The following is a 15,627-nucleotide window of genomic DNA, read 5'->3' as shown; positions in this document are numbered from 1 at the left end:
CAGAAAGAGATCGACCGGCTGCTTTCCCCGCTGACGAAGGCACTGGACGGAACGCCGGACTTGCTCGGCTCCATCCTTCCTGCGCCCACCTTGCAGTTTTTGTTGTGCCTAGATAATGAGGTCAAGAACTGGGGCGACAAGACCAGGCAAAACTTGCGAGCGAAATTGGCCATGCAGGTGCCGGATTCCGAGCGGGTGCGAATTCAAGCAACGTTGGATGCGCAACTGTCGGACAAGGAACGGGCAAAGCTGGAGGTGAAGCTCGGGAAAAATCTTTCGGCTGAAAAGCGCAGTGAACTACAAGCGATCCATGACAAGCAGCTTCCCCCACGCGATTGCGAAAAGCTGCGCCTGAAGCTCGCGTTCCAGATATCGTCCGCGGAACAAGCGAAGATCCAGGAACAACTCGACTTTTTTGAGAGTGAGTTGCTCGAGACGAGAAAGAGCAGTTTGTCTGCCTTCATTGGCGTGCGTGGACTAAACCAGTTTCTCAAGCTGCGACACCCGCCTGAGCACCAGATCTTCTCATTGATTGACATGGGCCTTGCCACATTGTTACTGACCCATCCGGTCATTGACAAAATAATGAAGTGCAGCACGGACGAGCGGTTGGCAATTCAGAAAGCATCAAAAATGCAGATGATCTCAATGCAGTCGGAGTGGAAGGTGCTGCGCAATGAAAAAGGCGTTGCGGACCGCTTGGCCAGGAGTGTGCAACAGGACCTTGAAGAATGGAACCAACAGCACCCGAAGAAGGCGCGCAAGGCGGAAAAATTACGGGAGAAAGAGTCGGCCCCTTCCTCGGGCTCGACAAGCACGGAAGCGCTGGTCTCTCCAAGAGCTAAGGGCGACGCAAAGAAGGCCAACTTCAACACCCGGAGTGTGGTTCATGAAACCAAGCGCCAGAACCTGGTGCGGCGGTTCATTGATCAATGGGGCCTCAACAATATCGAGGATCCATTCCTCGCCAAGACCTTGCTCACCGGCTTGAAGGAACACCAGGAATCCGCGGGCCTCACCAAGGGCGCGCTGATCCGGTTCTGTGTCGACACACTGGGTAACTACATTGCTGCCTTGAACAAGGAAAAGGTAGTGCCGAATGATGACATCCTCGATCTGCATGCAAATATGATGGCTTCCATGGTCGAGCAGAAAAAGTCGGTGTCGAGCAAAGCTTCGGCCAAGCCTGATACCAAGGGGGACTAGCCATTCCTCTCGCGCTTGCCGTCCCGTTCATGGGTCGGTATAGCGCATGACCGGGTGCGCGATTGGCAAGTGCCGGCGGCGCACCCGCCTGTCAACCGCGGTCACGGCGTTTCGCGGGTTTGCTGTACGGTGTTCACGGCATTGGGCCACAATGTGGCCCAATGCCGTCGAGTACCGTCCGCAACAGCCCGCTCAACATGCACATAAGACAAGTCGCACCAGATGACGTAATCAACGAATGCCGGTCCGACTGTGGGGCGTGCTGTATCGCGCCATCGATTTCATCGCCTATCCCGGGCATGCCGGACGGGAAGCCGGCGGGCATGCGCTGTATCCAGCTTGACGATAGGGACCGGTGCCGTATTTTTGGCCAGCCGCAACGGCCGGCAGTGTGCGGCAACCTGCGACCCGAGCCGCAAATGTGCGGCGCAAACCGCCAACAGGCCATTATATTTCTACAAAACCTTGAATTCGCTACCCGGCCAAGCACTTGACTGGCCGATCCCTTTTGCATTGATCGGGCCATGATGAAATTGACACTGCGGATCCTCGTCGCTTTTTTGACCTTGCTACTGAGTGCATGCAGCACCTTGATTGGCCCGCGGTCGGTTGAATTACCGCTGGCTCAGTTGCAGGAAAAATTGGCGCAGCGGCTGCCGATCAACCAGCGTTACCTCGAACTGTTCGATGTCCTTCTCGATCATCCGCGCCTGAGCGTACAAGGCGAGCGACTTGCCATGACACTCGATGCCGCGATCAAGCCGCTGAAGTCGCAAAACGCCTGGGACGGGAGCTTCTCGCTGTCGGGCGTGCCACGCCTGGACCAGGCCCGCCAGTCGCTGGTGCTGAGCCAGGTTCGCGTAGACAAGCTGACTATCAATGGCCTGCCTTCGGTGTTGACAAACCAGATTGGCAGGCTTGGCGGTGCGCTTGCCGAACAGTTTATTGCGGACCTGCCGCTGTACATATTCGGCCCTGCGGAATACCTGGTGCTCGGCACTCGCATGCAGGCAACGAATATCAACACCGCGCCAAATGGTCTCGTGATAACCTTTGAGCCGGTTCGCTAAGGGCTATGACACGCTGGATCGCAGTGCCAGCCAGCACCCGCCGGCCCCTGCCGGAGCAATGCGCGGCAGGTCCTGCACCGCACGCACTCATTCCCTGCTGATACCGTACGACCCGCGCAGCTTGTTGGCGGGTTTTTTGTTGAATTTTTAATTTGCCCATGGATCCAGTCATTGCAATCAAGGCGCTCATCATGGGCGTGGTCGAAGGACTCACCGAGTTCCTGCCGATTTCCTCCACCGGGCACCTGATCCTGGCCGGCAGCCTGCTCGACTTTACCGGCGACAAGGTCAAGGTATTCGAAATTGTGATCCAGGCCGGCGCCATGCTGGCCGTGGTCTGGGAGTACCGCGCACGCATCGCCTCGGTAGCCACCGGCATGTTCACCGACGCCGGGGCACGGCGCTTCATCCTGAACCTGTTGATTGCTTTCCTGCCCGCCGCAATCCTGGGGCTTATTTTTGGCGGGCTGATCAAAAAGGCATTGTTCGCGCCGGTGCCAGTTGCGCTGGCTTTCATCATCGGCGGTTTCGTGATCCTCTGGGCCGAGCGTCGGCACCGCGACAGCCCGCAGGTGCGGGTCGAATCGGTAGATGACATGACGCCGCTGGATGCGCTGAAAATCGGGCTGGCCCAGGCGTTTGCGCTGATACCCGGCACCAGCCGCTCCGGCGCCACCATCATCGGCGGCCTGTTGTTCGGCCTTTCGCGCCGGGCAGCCACCGAATTCTCTTTCTTCCTTGCGATACCGACCTTGCTGGGTGCGACCGTGTACTCCTTGTGGAAGGACCGCGCCCTGCTGTCCGTGGCCGACTTGCCGGTGTTCGGCGTCGGAACGGTAGCGGCCTTCGTGTCCGCATTCGTTTGCGTGCGCTGGCTGCTGCGCTACATCAGCACCCATGACTTCAGTGTGTTTGCGTGGTACCGGATCGCGTTCGGCATCCTGGTGCTTCTGACGTCCTGGAGCGGATTGGTAGTCTGGTCGGAATGAGCGACGGATCCGCATCAGAATCAGTATCCGCGCGCGCGCTGCAGGTATTGCAGACGGTTTTCGGTTACCCGGCGTTTCGCGGGCAGCAGGCTGAAGTCATCGAGCTCGTTGCCGGCGGTGGCGATGCACTGGTGCTGATGCCCACCGGCGCCGGCAAGTCGCTCTGTTATCAGATTCCGTCGCTGGTGCGTGAGGGCGTCGGCGTCGTCATTTCGCCGCTGATCGCGCTGATGCAGGACCAGGTCGACGCGCTGGCTGAACTCGGCGTGCGCGCCGCCTTCCTGAATTCGACCCAGACCTGGGATGAGACGGTGGATATCGAGCGCCGCGTGAAGCGTGGCGAGCTCGACCTGCTGTACATCGCACCGGAAAGACTGGTGACGCCACGCTGCCTGGAACTGCTGGGGCAGACGCGGCTGGCGCTGTTCGCCATCGACGAGGCGCACTGCGTGTCGCAGTGGGGGCATGACTTCCGCCCGGAATATATCCGGCTGTCGGTGCTGCATGAGCAGTTTCCGCAGGTGCCGCGCATTGCCCTGACCGCCACCGCCGACCACGCGACGCGGCGCGAGATCGCGATGCGGCTGCAGCTCGAGAGCGCCCGTCAGTTCGTGTCTTCCTTCGACCGCCCCAATATCCGCTACCGGATTGTCGAAAAAGCCAACGCCCGCAAGCAATTGCTCGACTTCATTCGTGCTGAGCAAGAGGGTAATGCCGGCATCGTGTATTGCCTGTCGCGCCGCAAGGTCGATGAGACGGCTGCCTTCCTCAATGAAAGCGGGGTGCGGGCGCTGGCTTACCATGCGGGCATGGCCGCGCCGGAGCGCGCGAAGGCGCAGTCGCGCTTCCTGCGCGAAGACGGCATCGTGATGGGAGCGACGATTGCATTCGGCATGGGCATCGACAAGCCCGATGTGCGCTTTGTCGCCCATCTTGATTTGCCCAAGAGCCTGGAAGGCTATTATCAGGAAACCGGACGGGCCGGACGCGACGGCGAGCCGTCCGAAGCCTGGATGGCCTACGGCTTGCAGGACGTGGTGCAGCAGCGCCGCATGATCGAGGAGTCGGAAGCCGACGCCAATTACAAGCGCATCCAGGGCGCCAAGCTCGACGCCATGCTCGGCTTGTGCGAAACCGCCAATTGCCGGCGCGTGCAGATGCTGCAATATTTCGGCGAGGCCAGCAGCCCCTGTGGCAATTGCGACAATTGCCAGGTGCCGCCGGTGTCGTATGAAGCCACGGTCGACGTGCAAAAGCTGTTGTCGACCATCTATCGGGTCGACCAGCGTTTTGGCGCTGGCCATGTGCTCGATGTGCTGCGCGGCCATGTGACGGAAAAGGTCAAGCAGTGGCGGCATGAGCAATTGTCCACTTTCGGCGTCGGTGCGGACCGCAGCGAGGCGGAGTGGCGGGCGATCTTGCGGCAAGTGGTGGCAATGGGATTGGTCGCAGTCGATTACGACGCCTTCTCGACGCTCAAGCTGACCGATATTGCCAAGCCGGTGCTGCGCGGTCAGCAGCCGGTGTCCTTGCGGCGCTACGAGAAGCCGGTCAAGCAAAAGCGGGTTTCGACCAAGCGGGCAAAGGAGGAGGTCGACCTTGGCAGCGGCCAGCAATCGATGCTTGTGCTGTTGCGTCAATGGCGCACGGAACGCGCGCGGGCCCTGAGCGTGCCGCCCTATGTGATCTTCCACGACGCCACGCTGCGCGAAATCGTGCGCCTGCAGCCGAGCTCGCTGGCGGACTTGCGCGAGGTAGCGGGGGTCGGCGAAAAAAAGCTGGAAACCTACGGTGCGGAAATCCTCAGGCTGGTCGCGGATGCGCAGCAGATGGCGGATTGACCGTGACGTTGCGGCGAAACCCCTGGCCTCGTTGTGGCATTCCTTCCCATCCGCTGGAACCGTGCTATAAATAACTAGTTGCTTGCCTGCAATTGGTCGTACAGGGAAGGTCAAATGAATTCGCGCGCATGGCATGTCGGGAAGTCCGCACGGTCAGTACCACCAGCGCCTCAATTACCCGCGGCATGCACGGGATATTGCTGGCCGCTTTTGGAGGGCCTGTCTCAGACTTGTCCGGCTAACGGGAGCCTGAAATGAGTCAGGGCAGATTGCTGATTCTCGACGACGATGCCGCCGTTGCCCAGACCATCGCATCGATCGCGGAAGACCTCGGGTTCGACTTCCAGATATGCAGCGAGCCCGATGCGTTCTTCGGATGGGTCGAGAAAGAGTGGCCCACTCATATTGCACTCGATCTTGTCATGCCCGCCATGGACGGCGTGGAGGTGCTCCGGCTGCTCGCAGAACGGAGTTGGCGGGCGACGATCATCGTCACCAGCGGCATCGGAACCAAGGTGCTGGAAACGGTCCAGCGCTCGGCGGCCGAGCGTGGCTTGCCGATCGCTGGCATCCTGCCAAAACCGTTCGGGCCGGACGCATTGCGCGCCTTGCTTGGCGAAGGCGCCAAGCTGCCGATTCCCACGACAGTGAACTCGTTCCCCCATCCGTCGATATCCGAAAGCGACCTCGACGACGCGCTGCTAGGCGACCAGTTCGTCGTGCATTACCAGCCCAAGGTCAGGCTGTCCGACGGCGATCCAACCGGGTTCGAAGCATTGGTACGATGGCAGCATCCCCGCTATGGAATGGTATTTCCGGACTCCTTCATACCGCTGGCCGAAGAGACCGGCCAGATCTTGCCCATTACGTACCGGATTTTCGACTTGGCGCTGAGCTGGTTCTCCGCCATCGAGCGGCAGCCGCCGTTGTCGCTGGCCATTAACCTGTCGCAGAGAAACCTGACAGACCTGCATCTGGCCGACCAGCTCCTGCGCAGTTGCACCCGGCTAGGCGTCGCGCCGTCGCGCATCAATCTCGAATTGACCGAGACCAGTGCGATAACTGATCGGGCTGCTGCATTCGACATCCTGACCCGGTTGCGCATCAAGGGGTTCAACCTGTCGATCGACGACTTCGGCAGCGGTTACTCCTCCATGCAACAACTGGTCCATTTGCCGTTTTCTGAAATCAAGATCGACAAATCCTTCGTGCTGTCGATGACCGAGTCGATCGAGTCGAGGAAAATCGTCGACTCGATCGTCAACCTTGGCCATACCCTAGGCCTGACCACCGTGGCGGAAGGCGTCGAAACCCTTGAGGCCCTGCAGCTGTTGCGCGAATTGCGGTGCGAGCTGGGGCAAGGCTACTATTTCGCCAAGCCGATGGATGGCGCGGCAGCAATCGCCTGGCTGGCTGGACATGGCGCGCATCCGGAAACGACTATCGACCTATTGCCCAAGACAAGCACGAAGCCGGCTGGATGACGCTGCCCGGACCCACTGGAATGACAAAATCTCGTCTTGGCGGATATTGGCAGCAATGGCGTAGATGATATCGGAGTCAATATCTTGAGTGCTGCCGACACCCGCGATCGCGATACCGAAGCCGCCATGCCGGCTACCCCGAACTTTATCGCCGGCGGCAGAAAGCGGCCGTCGCCGCTGCGTTCGCGCGCATGGCGGATTGCCGCCGGTTACGCCGTATTCGCGACGCTTTGGATTTATTTTTCTGATGGCGCATTGGCGGCCTTGGTTCCGGATACGGCGCAATTGATGCGTTGGAGTGTGTACAAGGGCGTTGCATTCGTCGCGCTGACCTCGGTATTGCTGTGGCTGGTGATGCTCAGGGCCTTTGGCGCCATAGAAGCCGGTTATGTCAGGCTCAATGAGCAAAAAAAGTCCATCGAGCGCTTCAATCGTTTGTACGCCATGCTCAGCCAGATCAACCAGGCCATCGTCTGGTCGTCGACGCGTGACGAACTGTTGCGCAAGGTGTGCCAGGTTCTCTGCGAACACGGCGGATTCGGCATGGCGTGGATAGGCTGGGAAGATGTCCGGAGCCGGACGCTGGCGCCGGTCGCCTGGTGGGGCGCCGCCGACAATATCGTCGGCAAGCTCGTGATACCGACCGACCACGTGCACCGCGGGCTTGGGCCTGCCGGCATGGCGTTTCGCGAAGGCAGTCCTCATGTCGCCAGTGAAATTGCCGACGATCCGGTAATGGCGCCGTGGTTGCAGGAAGCCAGGCGGCATGGCTGGCGTTCATCCGCCGCCTTTCCGATCCGCCAGAAGGGCAATGTGTGCGGCGTTCTGACCGTGCATGCAAACGAGAACGGCTTTTTCGAAGAACGGGAAGTCGGTTTGCTGACCGAGGCAGCGCTGGATGTGTCGTTTGCGCTCGACAATTTCTTGCTGGAGGAGGAACGCCTGCAAGCCGAGGCTGTGGTGCAAAAGGAGCAGGCGTTTTCCCAGGCAATGATCGACAGCATGCCGGGCATCGTTTATTTCTATAATGAAGAAGGGCGTTTCCTGCGCTGGAATAAAAATTTCGAGACGGTCTCCGGATACAGCGGCGAGGAGATCGCAACCATGCATCCGCTGCAATTTTTTTCGGGCGCCGACCAGGCGACGCTGGCCGAGCGTATCGCCCAGGTTTTTGAAGCGGGCGAAGCTTCCGTCGAGGCGCTCTTCCTGGCCAAGGACGGTGTCGCGACCCCCTATTTCCTTACTGGCAGGCGGCTCATGTTCGGCGGCATGCGCTGCCTGGTCGGGGTCGGCATCAACATCAGCAAGCGCCAGCTCGCCGAGCAGGCCTTGCGCGAGCTCAACGAGACCCTGGAGCACAGGATTGACGAGCGCACCGCGCAGTTGCAGGACGCAGTCGTTCGCGCCGAGGCGGCCGACCGCCTGAAGTCGGCCTTCCTGGCCACCATGTCGCATGAGCTGCGCACACCGCTCAATTCGATCATCGGATTCACCGGCGTTGTCTTGCAGGAACTGCCTGGTCCGCTGAATCCGGAACAGGCAAAGCAGCTTGGCATGGTGCGCAATAGCGCCCGGCATTTGCTGGAGCTGATCAATGACGTGCTCGATTTGTCGAAAATCGAGGCCGGCCAGCTGGAAATGCGCCGCGCCCCGCTCGTCTTGTCCGAATCGATTTACAGCGTGGTCGATTCGATTCGGCCGCTGGCCGAGAAAAAAGGATTGGCGTTGGTCGTGGATCCACTGCCAGCCATGCCCGGCATGGTCGGGGATCGCCGGCGGGTGGAGCAGATCCTGCTCAACTTGCTGAGCAACGCCATCAAGTTTACCGATCGCGGCCAGGTTCGGCTGAGCGTCGCTACGCTCAGCGACTTCCGTGCGAACCCGGCCGCGTCGCCTGCCATGGCGGTACGCCTGAAAATTGCCGACACCGGCATCGGCATCAGGCCGGACCAGCTCGATTACTTGTTCCAGCCCTTCCTGCAGCTCGACAGCGGGCTGGCGCGGCAGCACGAGGGTACCGGACTGGGACTGGCCATATGCCGGCGGCTGGCTGTCCTGATGGGGGGTGAGGTGACGGCCAGCAGCGCGTGGTCCGTCGGCAGTGAGTTCACCGTTACCATTCCACTTCACCCGCACTGAACCATGAGACGAACCATCCTGCTCATCGAGGACAATGAACAGAATCGCTACCTGGCGACCTATCTGCTGGAGCGTCATGGTTACCATGTGATCGCAGCCGAGGATGGCGCGCGCGGGATTGACATCGCACGTTCATGTGTTCCGGACATCGTGCTGCTGGACATCCAGTTGCCGACCTTGGACGGCTATCAGGTGGCGCGTTTGCTGCGCAACATCGAAGAGTTGCGTGCAACGCCCATCATTGCCGTCACGTCCTATGCGATGGCGGGCGATCGCGAAAAATGCCTGAACGCAGGTTGCAATGGCTACATAGAAAAGCCCATCAACCCGGACACCTTCGTGTCCGAGATCGAGCGATACGGGCCAGCTCCAGGCTTGTAAAGAGGAATGCCATGAACCGTGTTCTGATCGTCGATGACAAGGAAGAGAACCTTTACTTCCTGCAAGTGCTGCTTGGCGGTCACGGCTATGCGGTGGACACCGCCAGGCACGGCGCGGAAGCATTGGTAAAGGCGCGAATGGCGCCGCCAGACATGGTGGTATCCGACCTGCTGATGCCGATCATGGATGGCTACACGCTGCTGCGTCACTGGAAGGCCGATCCGCGCCTGAAGCCTATTCCGTTCGTCGTCTACACGGCGACCTATACCGAAGCGCAGGACGAACAGCTCGCGCTCGATCTTGGCGCCGATTCGTTCATCCTCAAGCCTGCCGAGCCGGATGTATTCATTGCGCGCATCCGCGAAGCAGGCGCCCGCGTAGGCGCTGCCGCGCCGACCGTATCTGGGCGCCGCGGCGGGGACGAAAAGGAAGTTCTCAAGGCCTATAGCGAAACGCTGATCCGAAAGCTTGAGGAAAAGGCATTGCAGTTGGAGGATGCCAATCGAGCGCTGCAGAAAGACATTGCCGAGCGCGAAAAGATGACGACGGCGCTGAAAAGCAGAGAGGCCGAGCTGCGTCTCCTGACCGAAACGATTCCGCACATAGTCTGGCTGGCTAATCCGGATGGCGAACTGACCCGTTTCAATCAGCGATGGTTCGACTATACCGGCTTGTCCCTGGCGCAAAGTGCCGGCCAGGGCTGGCTCGAGGCTGTGCATCCTGACGACCGCGGCATGACGCTGCAGCATCTGGTGGATGCATTCAACAGCGGCCAGGGCTGCGAGAACGAGTTCCGGCTGCGTTGGGCGGATGGCAGTTATCACTGGATGCTGGGACGAGCGCTACCGCTGCAGGATGCGGATGGCAGCATCGTCAAATGGTTCGGCACCAGCACCGAGATCGATGGCCTGAAGCAGGCAGAGGAATTAGCGCTGCGCAACGAGCGCGAGCAACGCGGTCTGGCGGAGCAACTGGAGACCGAGAGGGCGCGGCTTGAAATGGCGCAGTCGGTCGCCAAGGTCGGCAGCTGGGAGACCGACATGACGATGCTTTCGCTGGTCTGGTCGGCGCAGACATACAGCATATTCGAGATTCCGGTAGGCACCGCGCTGATCCACGAGAACTTTGTTGAACGCGTTCACCCGGAAGATAGATCCAGGGTGGAGGCGGCGTTCACCAATTCCCTGCACACCGGGTCCACCAATCTGGTGGAGCACCGGATTGTGATGCCCGACGGCCGCATAAAGACGGTCGAGGAGCGATGGCGGATCGTAACCAATGACTTCGGCACGCCGCAGCGCGCGATTGGCACTTGCCAGGACATCAGCGATCGCCGCGCTCTTGAAGAGCAACTGCAATGGGCGCAGCGGCTGGAGTCGGTGGGCCAGCTGACCGGGGGCATCGCCCATGATTTCAATAATCTGCTGACAGTGATCCTCGGTAACGCGCAACTGCTGCACGAACGACTGGCAGCGCATCCGCGCTTGTCCGCATGGGCTGGCATGGTGGTCAGCGCCGCCCAGCGCGGTGCTGACCTGACCCAGCGGCTGCTGGCGTTCGCGCGCAAGCAGCCGCTTCATCCGAGGGTGATTGACGTGAATCGCCTGGTGGCGAGCATGGACCCGCTGCTGGGTCGTTCGCTGGGCCAGCATATTGAGATCGGGTTCGAACGCAGCGAAGGACTCTGGTCGGCGCTGGTCGATCCGGCGCAACTGGAAGGCGCATTGTTGAACCTGTGCATCAATGCCCGCGACGCCATGCCTGACGGCGGCAGATTGCTGATTGAAACCGCGAACCGGCGCTTTGACCAGCCCTACGCAGAACAACACGCCGACATGCATCCCGGCCAGTACGTGATGCTGGCCGTGTCCGATACCGGCGCGGGGATCTTGCCCGAGCATCTGGAGCGTGTGTTCGAGCCCTTCTTTACAACCAAGCAGCCGGGCAAAGGCACCGGGCTCGGGCTGGCCATGGTGTACGGATTCGTCAAGCAGTCCGGCGGCCACATCGAGATATTTTCCGAGCCGGGCGCAGGCACCAGGGTCGAGCTATACCTGCCCTATTCGCGCGACAAGCCCGAGGAGGAGCGCAGCGTGGAGGACAATCTGCAGATGGCCGGTGGATCGGAGTCGATCCTGCTGGTGGAGGACAACGAGCTGGTGCGCACCTATGCGCAGGAGCAGCTGGAATCCTTGGGCTATCAGGTAATGGTTGCTCCATCGAGCGTGCAGGCGATCGAAATCCTGCATAGCCAGGCCAACATAGACCTGCTGTTCACCGACGTCATCATGCCCGGCATGAGCGGTCCGCAGATGGTCAATGCCGCCGCAAGGCTGCGCCCGGACCTCAGGGTGCTTTACGCCTCGGGCTATACCGAAAATGCAATCATTCACCAGGGGCGGCTGGACCCCGGCGCGCACCTGCTGACCAAGCCCTATTCCCGTGCCGACCTCGCCCGGAAGTTGCGCGACGTACTGGATGCGCCCGGCCCGCCTGCGGGCTGAGCGATGATTCCGCAAGCCCGGCAGTCGGATCCTGGATGGCTCAGCGCCGTCGAAAAACCAGATCCCATACGCCGTGCCCCAGTTTCAGGCCACGGTTCTCGAACTTGGTCACCGGCCGATAATCAGGCCGCGGCGCATAGTGTGCCGCCGTGTTTTCCAGCGCCGGTTCCGCAGTCAGCACTTCCAGCATTTGCTGCGCGTATTCTTCCCAATCGGTTGCGCAGTGCAGGATGCCGCCAGGCGCCAGCCGTGACGCCAGCAGCGCAACAAAGGGCCCCTGGATCAGGCGCCGCTTGTTGTGGCGCGCCTTGTGCCAGGGGTCCGGGAAAAAAACATGCACCCCGGCCAGCGAGCCTGGCGCAATCATGTGCGTCATCACTTCCACCGCGTCGTGCTGGATGATGCGCAGGTTGCCCAGTTCCTGTTCGCCGATCAGCTTGAGCATACTGCCCACGCCCGGCGTGTGCACCTCGACCCCGATGAAGTTCTTGTCGGGCATGGCAGCGGCGATCGCTGCTGTCGTGACGCCCATGCCAAACCCGATCTCCAGCACAGTGGGCGCATGTCGGCCGAAGGCCTGGTCCAGGTCGAGCAACTGCTTCTGGTAGGGCACGCAATACTGTGGGCCGAGGGTTTCTATTGCCCGCGCCTGGGCGATCGAGAGCCGGCCCGCGCGCGTGACGAAGCTGCGGATGCGATGTTCAGTGGGGTCGTAAAACATGGGTTTGCCGGAGTCGGACATGCGGTGTTTCTGGACAAAATGCGAACTGTCGCTCCAATACCGCCAGTGGCATTGGAGCGGCATTATGTCACAGCGGCGGCGTCCTTGAAGCGGCCCGCCCAGGGCTCAGGTGCCGATCACCTGGCAGTTGCCTGCCACACCCAGCATCTGCCGTACCTGGCTTGCCAGCGTGCCGAACAGTTTCTCCTGCACGCCGCTGCGGCCAGCCTGGCCCATCAGGATCCGGTCGCATCGATACTCTTGCGCGAATTGCACGATCACGTCGGCCGAGCGGCCGACCAGGGTGTGCGTCTTGTAACTCACGGCCGCGGCATCGAGCAATTCCCTTGGCGCAGCCAGGTCCTGGCGTGATCCTTCAAGCTGGACTTGCCACAGTTCGCCAGGCTTGAAGTAGTCGGCAACATGCAGGGATACCGGTGGCTGTATCGACAGCAGGTGGATCCGGGTATGCGGCTCCGTGCGCGAGATGACAATGGCTTCGGCCAGCGCGCCTTGCAGATGGGTCCTGTTGCTGTGGATGCTGACCGGTATTAAAACTTGCCGTAGCGTCATCGTCTCTCCCTTCGCGTTTGCGCGGCTGGACGCGATGCCAGCCGTTGATCTGTCATGGCAACGGCAAGTCTCAGGCAAGTCCGGCCGGTTGCGGGGTGCTGCGGCTTGCAAGCCACTTACCGACCGCGACCACCAGCATTGCGCCAAGCACAGGAGGGATCAGATGCATGTTTTGATGGCTGTCGGCCCAGATCTTGATGGCCGGATCGGAGAAGGCCATTTCGCCGGCGACCCAGCCGAGCAGGGCTGCGCCGATGGTGATGATGACCGGGAAGCGCGCCATCAGCTTCAGGATCAGCGTGCTGCCGTAGATGATCAGCGGAATGCTGATGGCAAGACCGACCACCAGCAACACGGTATTGCCCTTGGCGGCGGCGGCTACGCCGATCACGTTGTCCAGGCTCATCACCAGGTCGGCGATGATGATGGTCTTGATGGCCGCCGCGAGGTTGCTGTGGTTCTCGATCTCCTCGTCGCCTTCGTCGTTGCGCAGCAGGCCGATGCCGATCCACAGCAGCAGGCCGGCGCCGGCGAGTTTCAGGAATGGCAGCGACAGCAGGTAGACCGCAAAAAATGTCAGCACGATACGCAAGCCGATCGCGCCGAAGCTGCCGAACAGGATTGCTTTTTTCTGCTGCGCGGGCGGCAGCGAGCGGGAGGCGAGTGCAATCACGACGGCGTTATCGCCGCTGAGCACAATGTTGATCAGGATGATCTGGGACAGGGCCAGCCAGAATTCGGTTGTGTACAGCATGGACATTCAAGACTCCTTATCGATTGCACGGGCGGAGCTCCCGAACGGGGCATCCTTGGTGTCAATGATAGGGAGCTACGCTTTCGCGCCCCTGTCGCCTGCCTTACATCAATCTTTCTGCTTCCTTTCGTGAAGCTTACAGCGCGCGGAAGGCGGTGCCCGCCGCCGGGGTTTCAAGCGGGATGCGGGTTGGCGCTGCTGTAGGCCGACGGCGCGAAGGCGATGGTGAAGGTATTGCCGACGCCGTCCGTGTCCTCTTCCAGCGAAATCTGCGCCTTGTGCAGCGCGGCGATTTCGCTGACGATCGCCAATCCCAGGCCGCTGCCACTGATCTGGGTGCCGAGCAAGCGGTGGAATCGCTGGAAGATGCGCTGCCTTTCTTCCACCGGTATCTTCGGGCCGTCGTCGCTGATCGACAGTCGCTGCAAGTCGCCGGCGGATACCCGCACCGTCACTCGCCCGCCGTCCAGGCTGTAGCGCACCGCATTGTCCACCAGGTTGCTGATCAGTTCGCGCAGCCGTTGGGCGTCGCCATCGACCATGACGGGCTCATCGGCGGCGTCAAAGCCAAGGTCGACATTGCAATCGAGCGCCCGTGGAACCCATTCCATCGTCACATCCAGGGCCAGTGCGCGCAGGTCCAGCGGCTGCAAGACGATATTGTCGGCCGCACCCGGCTCACTGCGCGCCAGCGACAGCAATTGGCCGACCAGCCGCGAAAGCCGTTCCGCGCTGATCGACAAGTGGGCAACCGAGTGCCGCATGTCGGCCAGCGAGTTTTCACGCAAGGCCAGCTCGATCTGGGTCTTGATGCCGGCAATCGGTGTCTTCAACTGGTGCGCGGCATCGGCGATGAAGCGGTTTTGGAAATCGAGCGTCTTGCTCAGGCGCTGCATCAGGTAATTTACTTCGTCCACCAGGGGGCGGACTTCGCCCAGGACACCCTTGGTTTCAATCGGGCTCAGGTGCAGGTGCGATCGGCTCGATACCGCGCTGGTGAGCGCGTTCAGCGAGCGCAAACCGCGCGCGACGCCGTAGTACACCGCCATCGTCGCCAGGATGATCAGCAACAGTTGTGGAATGACGACGCTCGACAGGATGTCGCGCGCCAGGCGCTTGCGCTTGTTCAGGGTCTCGGCTGTCTGCACGGTCACGCCTGTGCCCGCATTGCCTTGTTCGATCTGCATTTGTGCCGAGACCAGTCGCACCGGCTCGCCAGCGACTTCGCCATCATAAAACACCGGCCCGCCACGCCCGTTGCCAGCGCTTGCGGGTGGCAGTTCGGCGTTGGCGCCGATCAGTGAGCCGTCGTGGGCCAGCACGCGGTAGTACAGCCGGTCGTCCTGGTCGGCCAGCAACATCCTCTCGGAAGCCGGCGACAACTCCATTTTCAACTGGCCGTTTTCCAGCTTGACGTGCATGAACACTTCGCGCGCGATCTCATGCAGCGCCCGGTCATGCGCCAGGTTGGCGAAGCGCACCGAAGTCCAGGACGTGATTGCCGTGTCGAGGATGAACAGTACGAACAGTGCGCCCAGTACATTCACCAGCAGTTTGTGCTGCAGCGTCGCCCTATTTCTCAGCATCTTTGCGCTCCAGCAGGTAACCCATGCCGCGTATCGTCCTGATCCGGCAACCGTAAGGCTCCAGCTTTTTGCGCAGGCGGTAGACATAGACTTCCATGGCGTTGGGACCAACGTCATCACCCCATCCATACAAGTTGTTCATCATTTGTTCCTTGCTGACCACCCTGGCTTCTTTCATCAGCAGCAACTCGAACACCGCCAGCTCGCGGGCGGACAGCTCGATGGGTTCGTCGTCGTGGTACAAGCGGCGTCCTGCAGTATCCAGCCGCAAGCGGCCGTGCGTCAGGTCGGCGGCGCCGCTGCCATGGCCACGCCGCATCAGCGCCCGTACACGCGCCTCGAGTTCCGGCAGGTCGAAGGGTTTGGTCAGGTAATCGTC

Annotated in this window: 14 protein-coding genes; 9 read left to right on the top strand and 5 right to left on the bottom strand. The window is 61.0% G+C overall.

Features of this window, described 5'->3' with window-relative positions:
- The 9 genes from Q7T64_RS03970 to Q7T64_RS03930 all read left to right on the top strand — a co-directional run.
- On the top strand, positions 1-1,206 hold a 1,206-nt coding region (locus Q7T64_RS03970; protein ID WP_304791528.1), incomplete at its 5' end, for a hypothetical protein.
- A 197-nt stretch (positions 1,207-1,403) separates the two neighbouring features.
- Positions 1,404-1,700 (top strand): YkgJ family cysteine cluster protein, encoded by a 297-nt coding sequence (locus Q7T64_RS03965; RefSeq protein WP_304791531.1) that lies wholly within the window; start codon positions 1,404-1,406, stop codon positions 1,698-1,700.
- A 147-nt stretch (positions 1,701-1,847) separates the two neighbouring features.
- Complete coding sequence (locus Q7T64_RS03960) at positions 1,848-2,276, top strand: DUF1439 domain-containing protein (protein ID WP_304791525.1); 429 nt, start codon at positions 1,848-1,850, stop codon at positions 2,274-2,276.
- 158 nt (positions 2,277-2,434) lie between these two features.
- Positions 2,435-3,265, top strand: coding sequence for an undecaprenyl-diphosphate phosphatase (locus Q7T64_RS03955; RefSeq protein WP_304791521.1), 831 nt, complete (start codon positions 2,435-2,437; stop codon positions 3,263-3,265).
- Positions 3,262-5,106 carry a DNA helicase RecQ gene (recQ, locus tag Q7T64_RS03950; RefSeq protein WP_304791518.1) on the top strand — a complete coding sequence of 615 codons (1,845 nt, stop codon included), beginning with the start codon at positions 3,262-3,264 and terminating at the stop codon, positions 5,104-5,106. The genes Q7T64_RS03955 and recQ overlap by 4 nt, the downstream gene beginning before the upstream one ends.
- A gap of 254 nt (positions 5,107-5,360) precedes the next feature.
- Positions 5,361-6,590, top strand: a complete 1,230-nt coding sequence (locus Q7T64_RS03945; RefSeq protein ID WP_304791515.1) for an EAL domain-containing protein — start codon at positions 5,361-5,363, stop codon at positions 6,588-6,590.
- An 84-nt stretch (positions 6,591-6,674) separates the two neighbouring features.
- Entirely contained in the window at positions 6,675-8,729 is a 2,055-nt protein-coding gene (locus tag Q7T64_RS03940; protein ID WP_304791512.1) for a GAF domain-containing sensor histidine kinase, read from the top strand.
- 3 nt (positions 8,730-8,732) lie between these two features.
- Positions 8,733-9,110 carry a response regulator gene (locus Q7T64_RS03935; RefSeq protein ID WP_304791509.1) on the top strand — a complete coding sequence of 126 codons (378 nt, stop codon included), beginning with the start codon at positions 8,733-8,735 and terminating at the stop codon, positions 9,108-9,110.
- 11 nt (positions 9,111-9,121) lie between these two features.
- Positions 9,122-11,614 (top strand): response regulator, encoded by a 2,493-nt coding sequence (locus tag Q7T64_RS03930; protein ID WP_304791506.1) that lies wholly within the window; start codon positions 9,122-9,124, stop codon positions 11,612-11,614.
- Between the two features lie 40 nt (positions 11,615-11,654).
- Here Q7T64_RS03930 and trmB read toward each other — a convergent pair whose 3' ends face one another.
- The 5 genes from trmB to Q7T64_RS03905 all read right to left on the bottom strand — a co-directional run.
- Positions 11,655-12,356, bottom strand: a complete 702-nt coding sequence (trmB, locus tag Q7T64_RS03925; RefSeq protein WP_304791503.1) for a tRNA (guanosine(46)-N7)-methyltransferase TrmB — start codon at positions 12,354-12,356, stop codon at positions 11,655-11,657.
- A gap of 105 nt (positions 12,357-12,461) precedes the next feature.
- On the bottom strand, positions 12,462-12,908 hold the full coding sequence (locus Q7T64_RS03920) for a universal stress protein (protein WP_304791499.1): 447 nt from the start codon (positions 12,906-12,908) through the stop codon (positions 12,462-12,464).
- Positions 12,909-12,978: 70 nt separating this feature from the next.
- The gene (locus Q7T64_RS03915) at positions 12,979-13,668 is read right to left on the bottom strand and encodes a TerC family protein (RefSeq protein WP_304791496.1); all 690 of its coding nucleotides are present in this window, start codon (positions 13,666-13,668) and stop codon (positions 12,979-12,981) included.
- Between the two features lie 167 nt (positions 13,669-13,835).
- A complete protein-coding gene (locus tag Q7T64_RS03910; protein WP_304791492.1) occupies positions 13,836-15,248 on the bottom strand; it encodes a sensor histidine kinase in 1,413 nt (470 codons plus the stop codon).
- On the bottom strand, positions 15,235-15,627 hold a 393-nt coding region (locus tag Q7T64_RS03905; protein WP_304791488.1), incomplete at its 5' end, for a response regulator transcription factor. The genes Q7T64_RS03910 and Q7T64_RS03905, both read right to left, overlap by 14 nt.

Source organism: Lacisediminimonas sp., assembly GCF_030645335.1.
GTDB lineage: Bacteria > Pseudomonadota > Gammaproteobacteria > Burkholderiales > Burkholderiaceae_D > Lacisediminimonas.
The sequence above is the reverse complement of the archived record's forward strand: the minus strand, read 5'-3'. Positions and strand labels throughout refer to the sequence as shown.

What these genes read in the sequence shown, in the direction of transcription:
- Q7T64_RS03965 (WP_304791531.1), top strand. Translation starts at nt 1,404, where the DNA reads ATGCACATAAGACAAGTCGCACCAGATGACGTAATCAACGAATGCCGG.
- Q7T64_RS03955 (WP_304791521.1), top strand. Translation starts at nt 2,435, where the DNA reads ATGGATCCAGTCATTGCAATCAAGGCGCTCATCATGGGCGTGGTCGAA.
- recQ (WP_304791518.1), top strand. Translation starts at nt 3,262, where the DNA reads ATGAGCGACGGATCCGCATCAGAATCAGTATCCGCGCGCGCGCTGCAG.
- Q7T64_RS03945 (WP_304791515.1), top strand. Translation starts at nt 5,361, where the DNA reads ATGAGTCAGGGCAGATTGCTGATTCTCGACGACGATGCCGCCGTTGCC.
- Q7T64_RS03935 (WP_304791509.1), top strand. Translation starts at nt 8,733, where the DNA reads ATGAGACGAACCATCCTGCTCATCGAGGACAATGAACAGAATCGCTAC.
- Q7T64_RS03930 (WP_304791506.1), top strand. Translation starts at nt 9,122, where the DNA reads ATGAACCGTGTTCTGATCGTCGATGACAAGGAAGAGAACCTTTACTTC.
- trmB (WP_304791503.1), bottom strand. Translation starts at nt 12,356, where the DNA reads ATGTCCGACTCCGGCAAACCCATGTTTTACGACCCCACTGAACATCGC.
- Q7T64_RS03920 (WP_304791499.1), bottom strand. Translation starts at nt 12,908, where the DNA reads ATGACGCTACGGCAAGTTTTAATACCGGTCAGCATCCACAGCAACAGG.
- Q7T64_RS03915 (WP_304791496.1), bottom strand. Translation starts at nt 13,668, where the DNA reads ATGTCCATGCTGTACACAACCGAATTCTGGCTGGCCCTGTCCCAGATC.
- Q7T64_RS03910 (WP_304791492.1), bottom strand. Translation starts at nt 15,248, where the DNA reads ATGCTGAGAAATAGGGCGACGCTGCAGCACAAACTGCTGGTGAATGTA.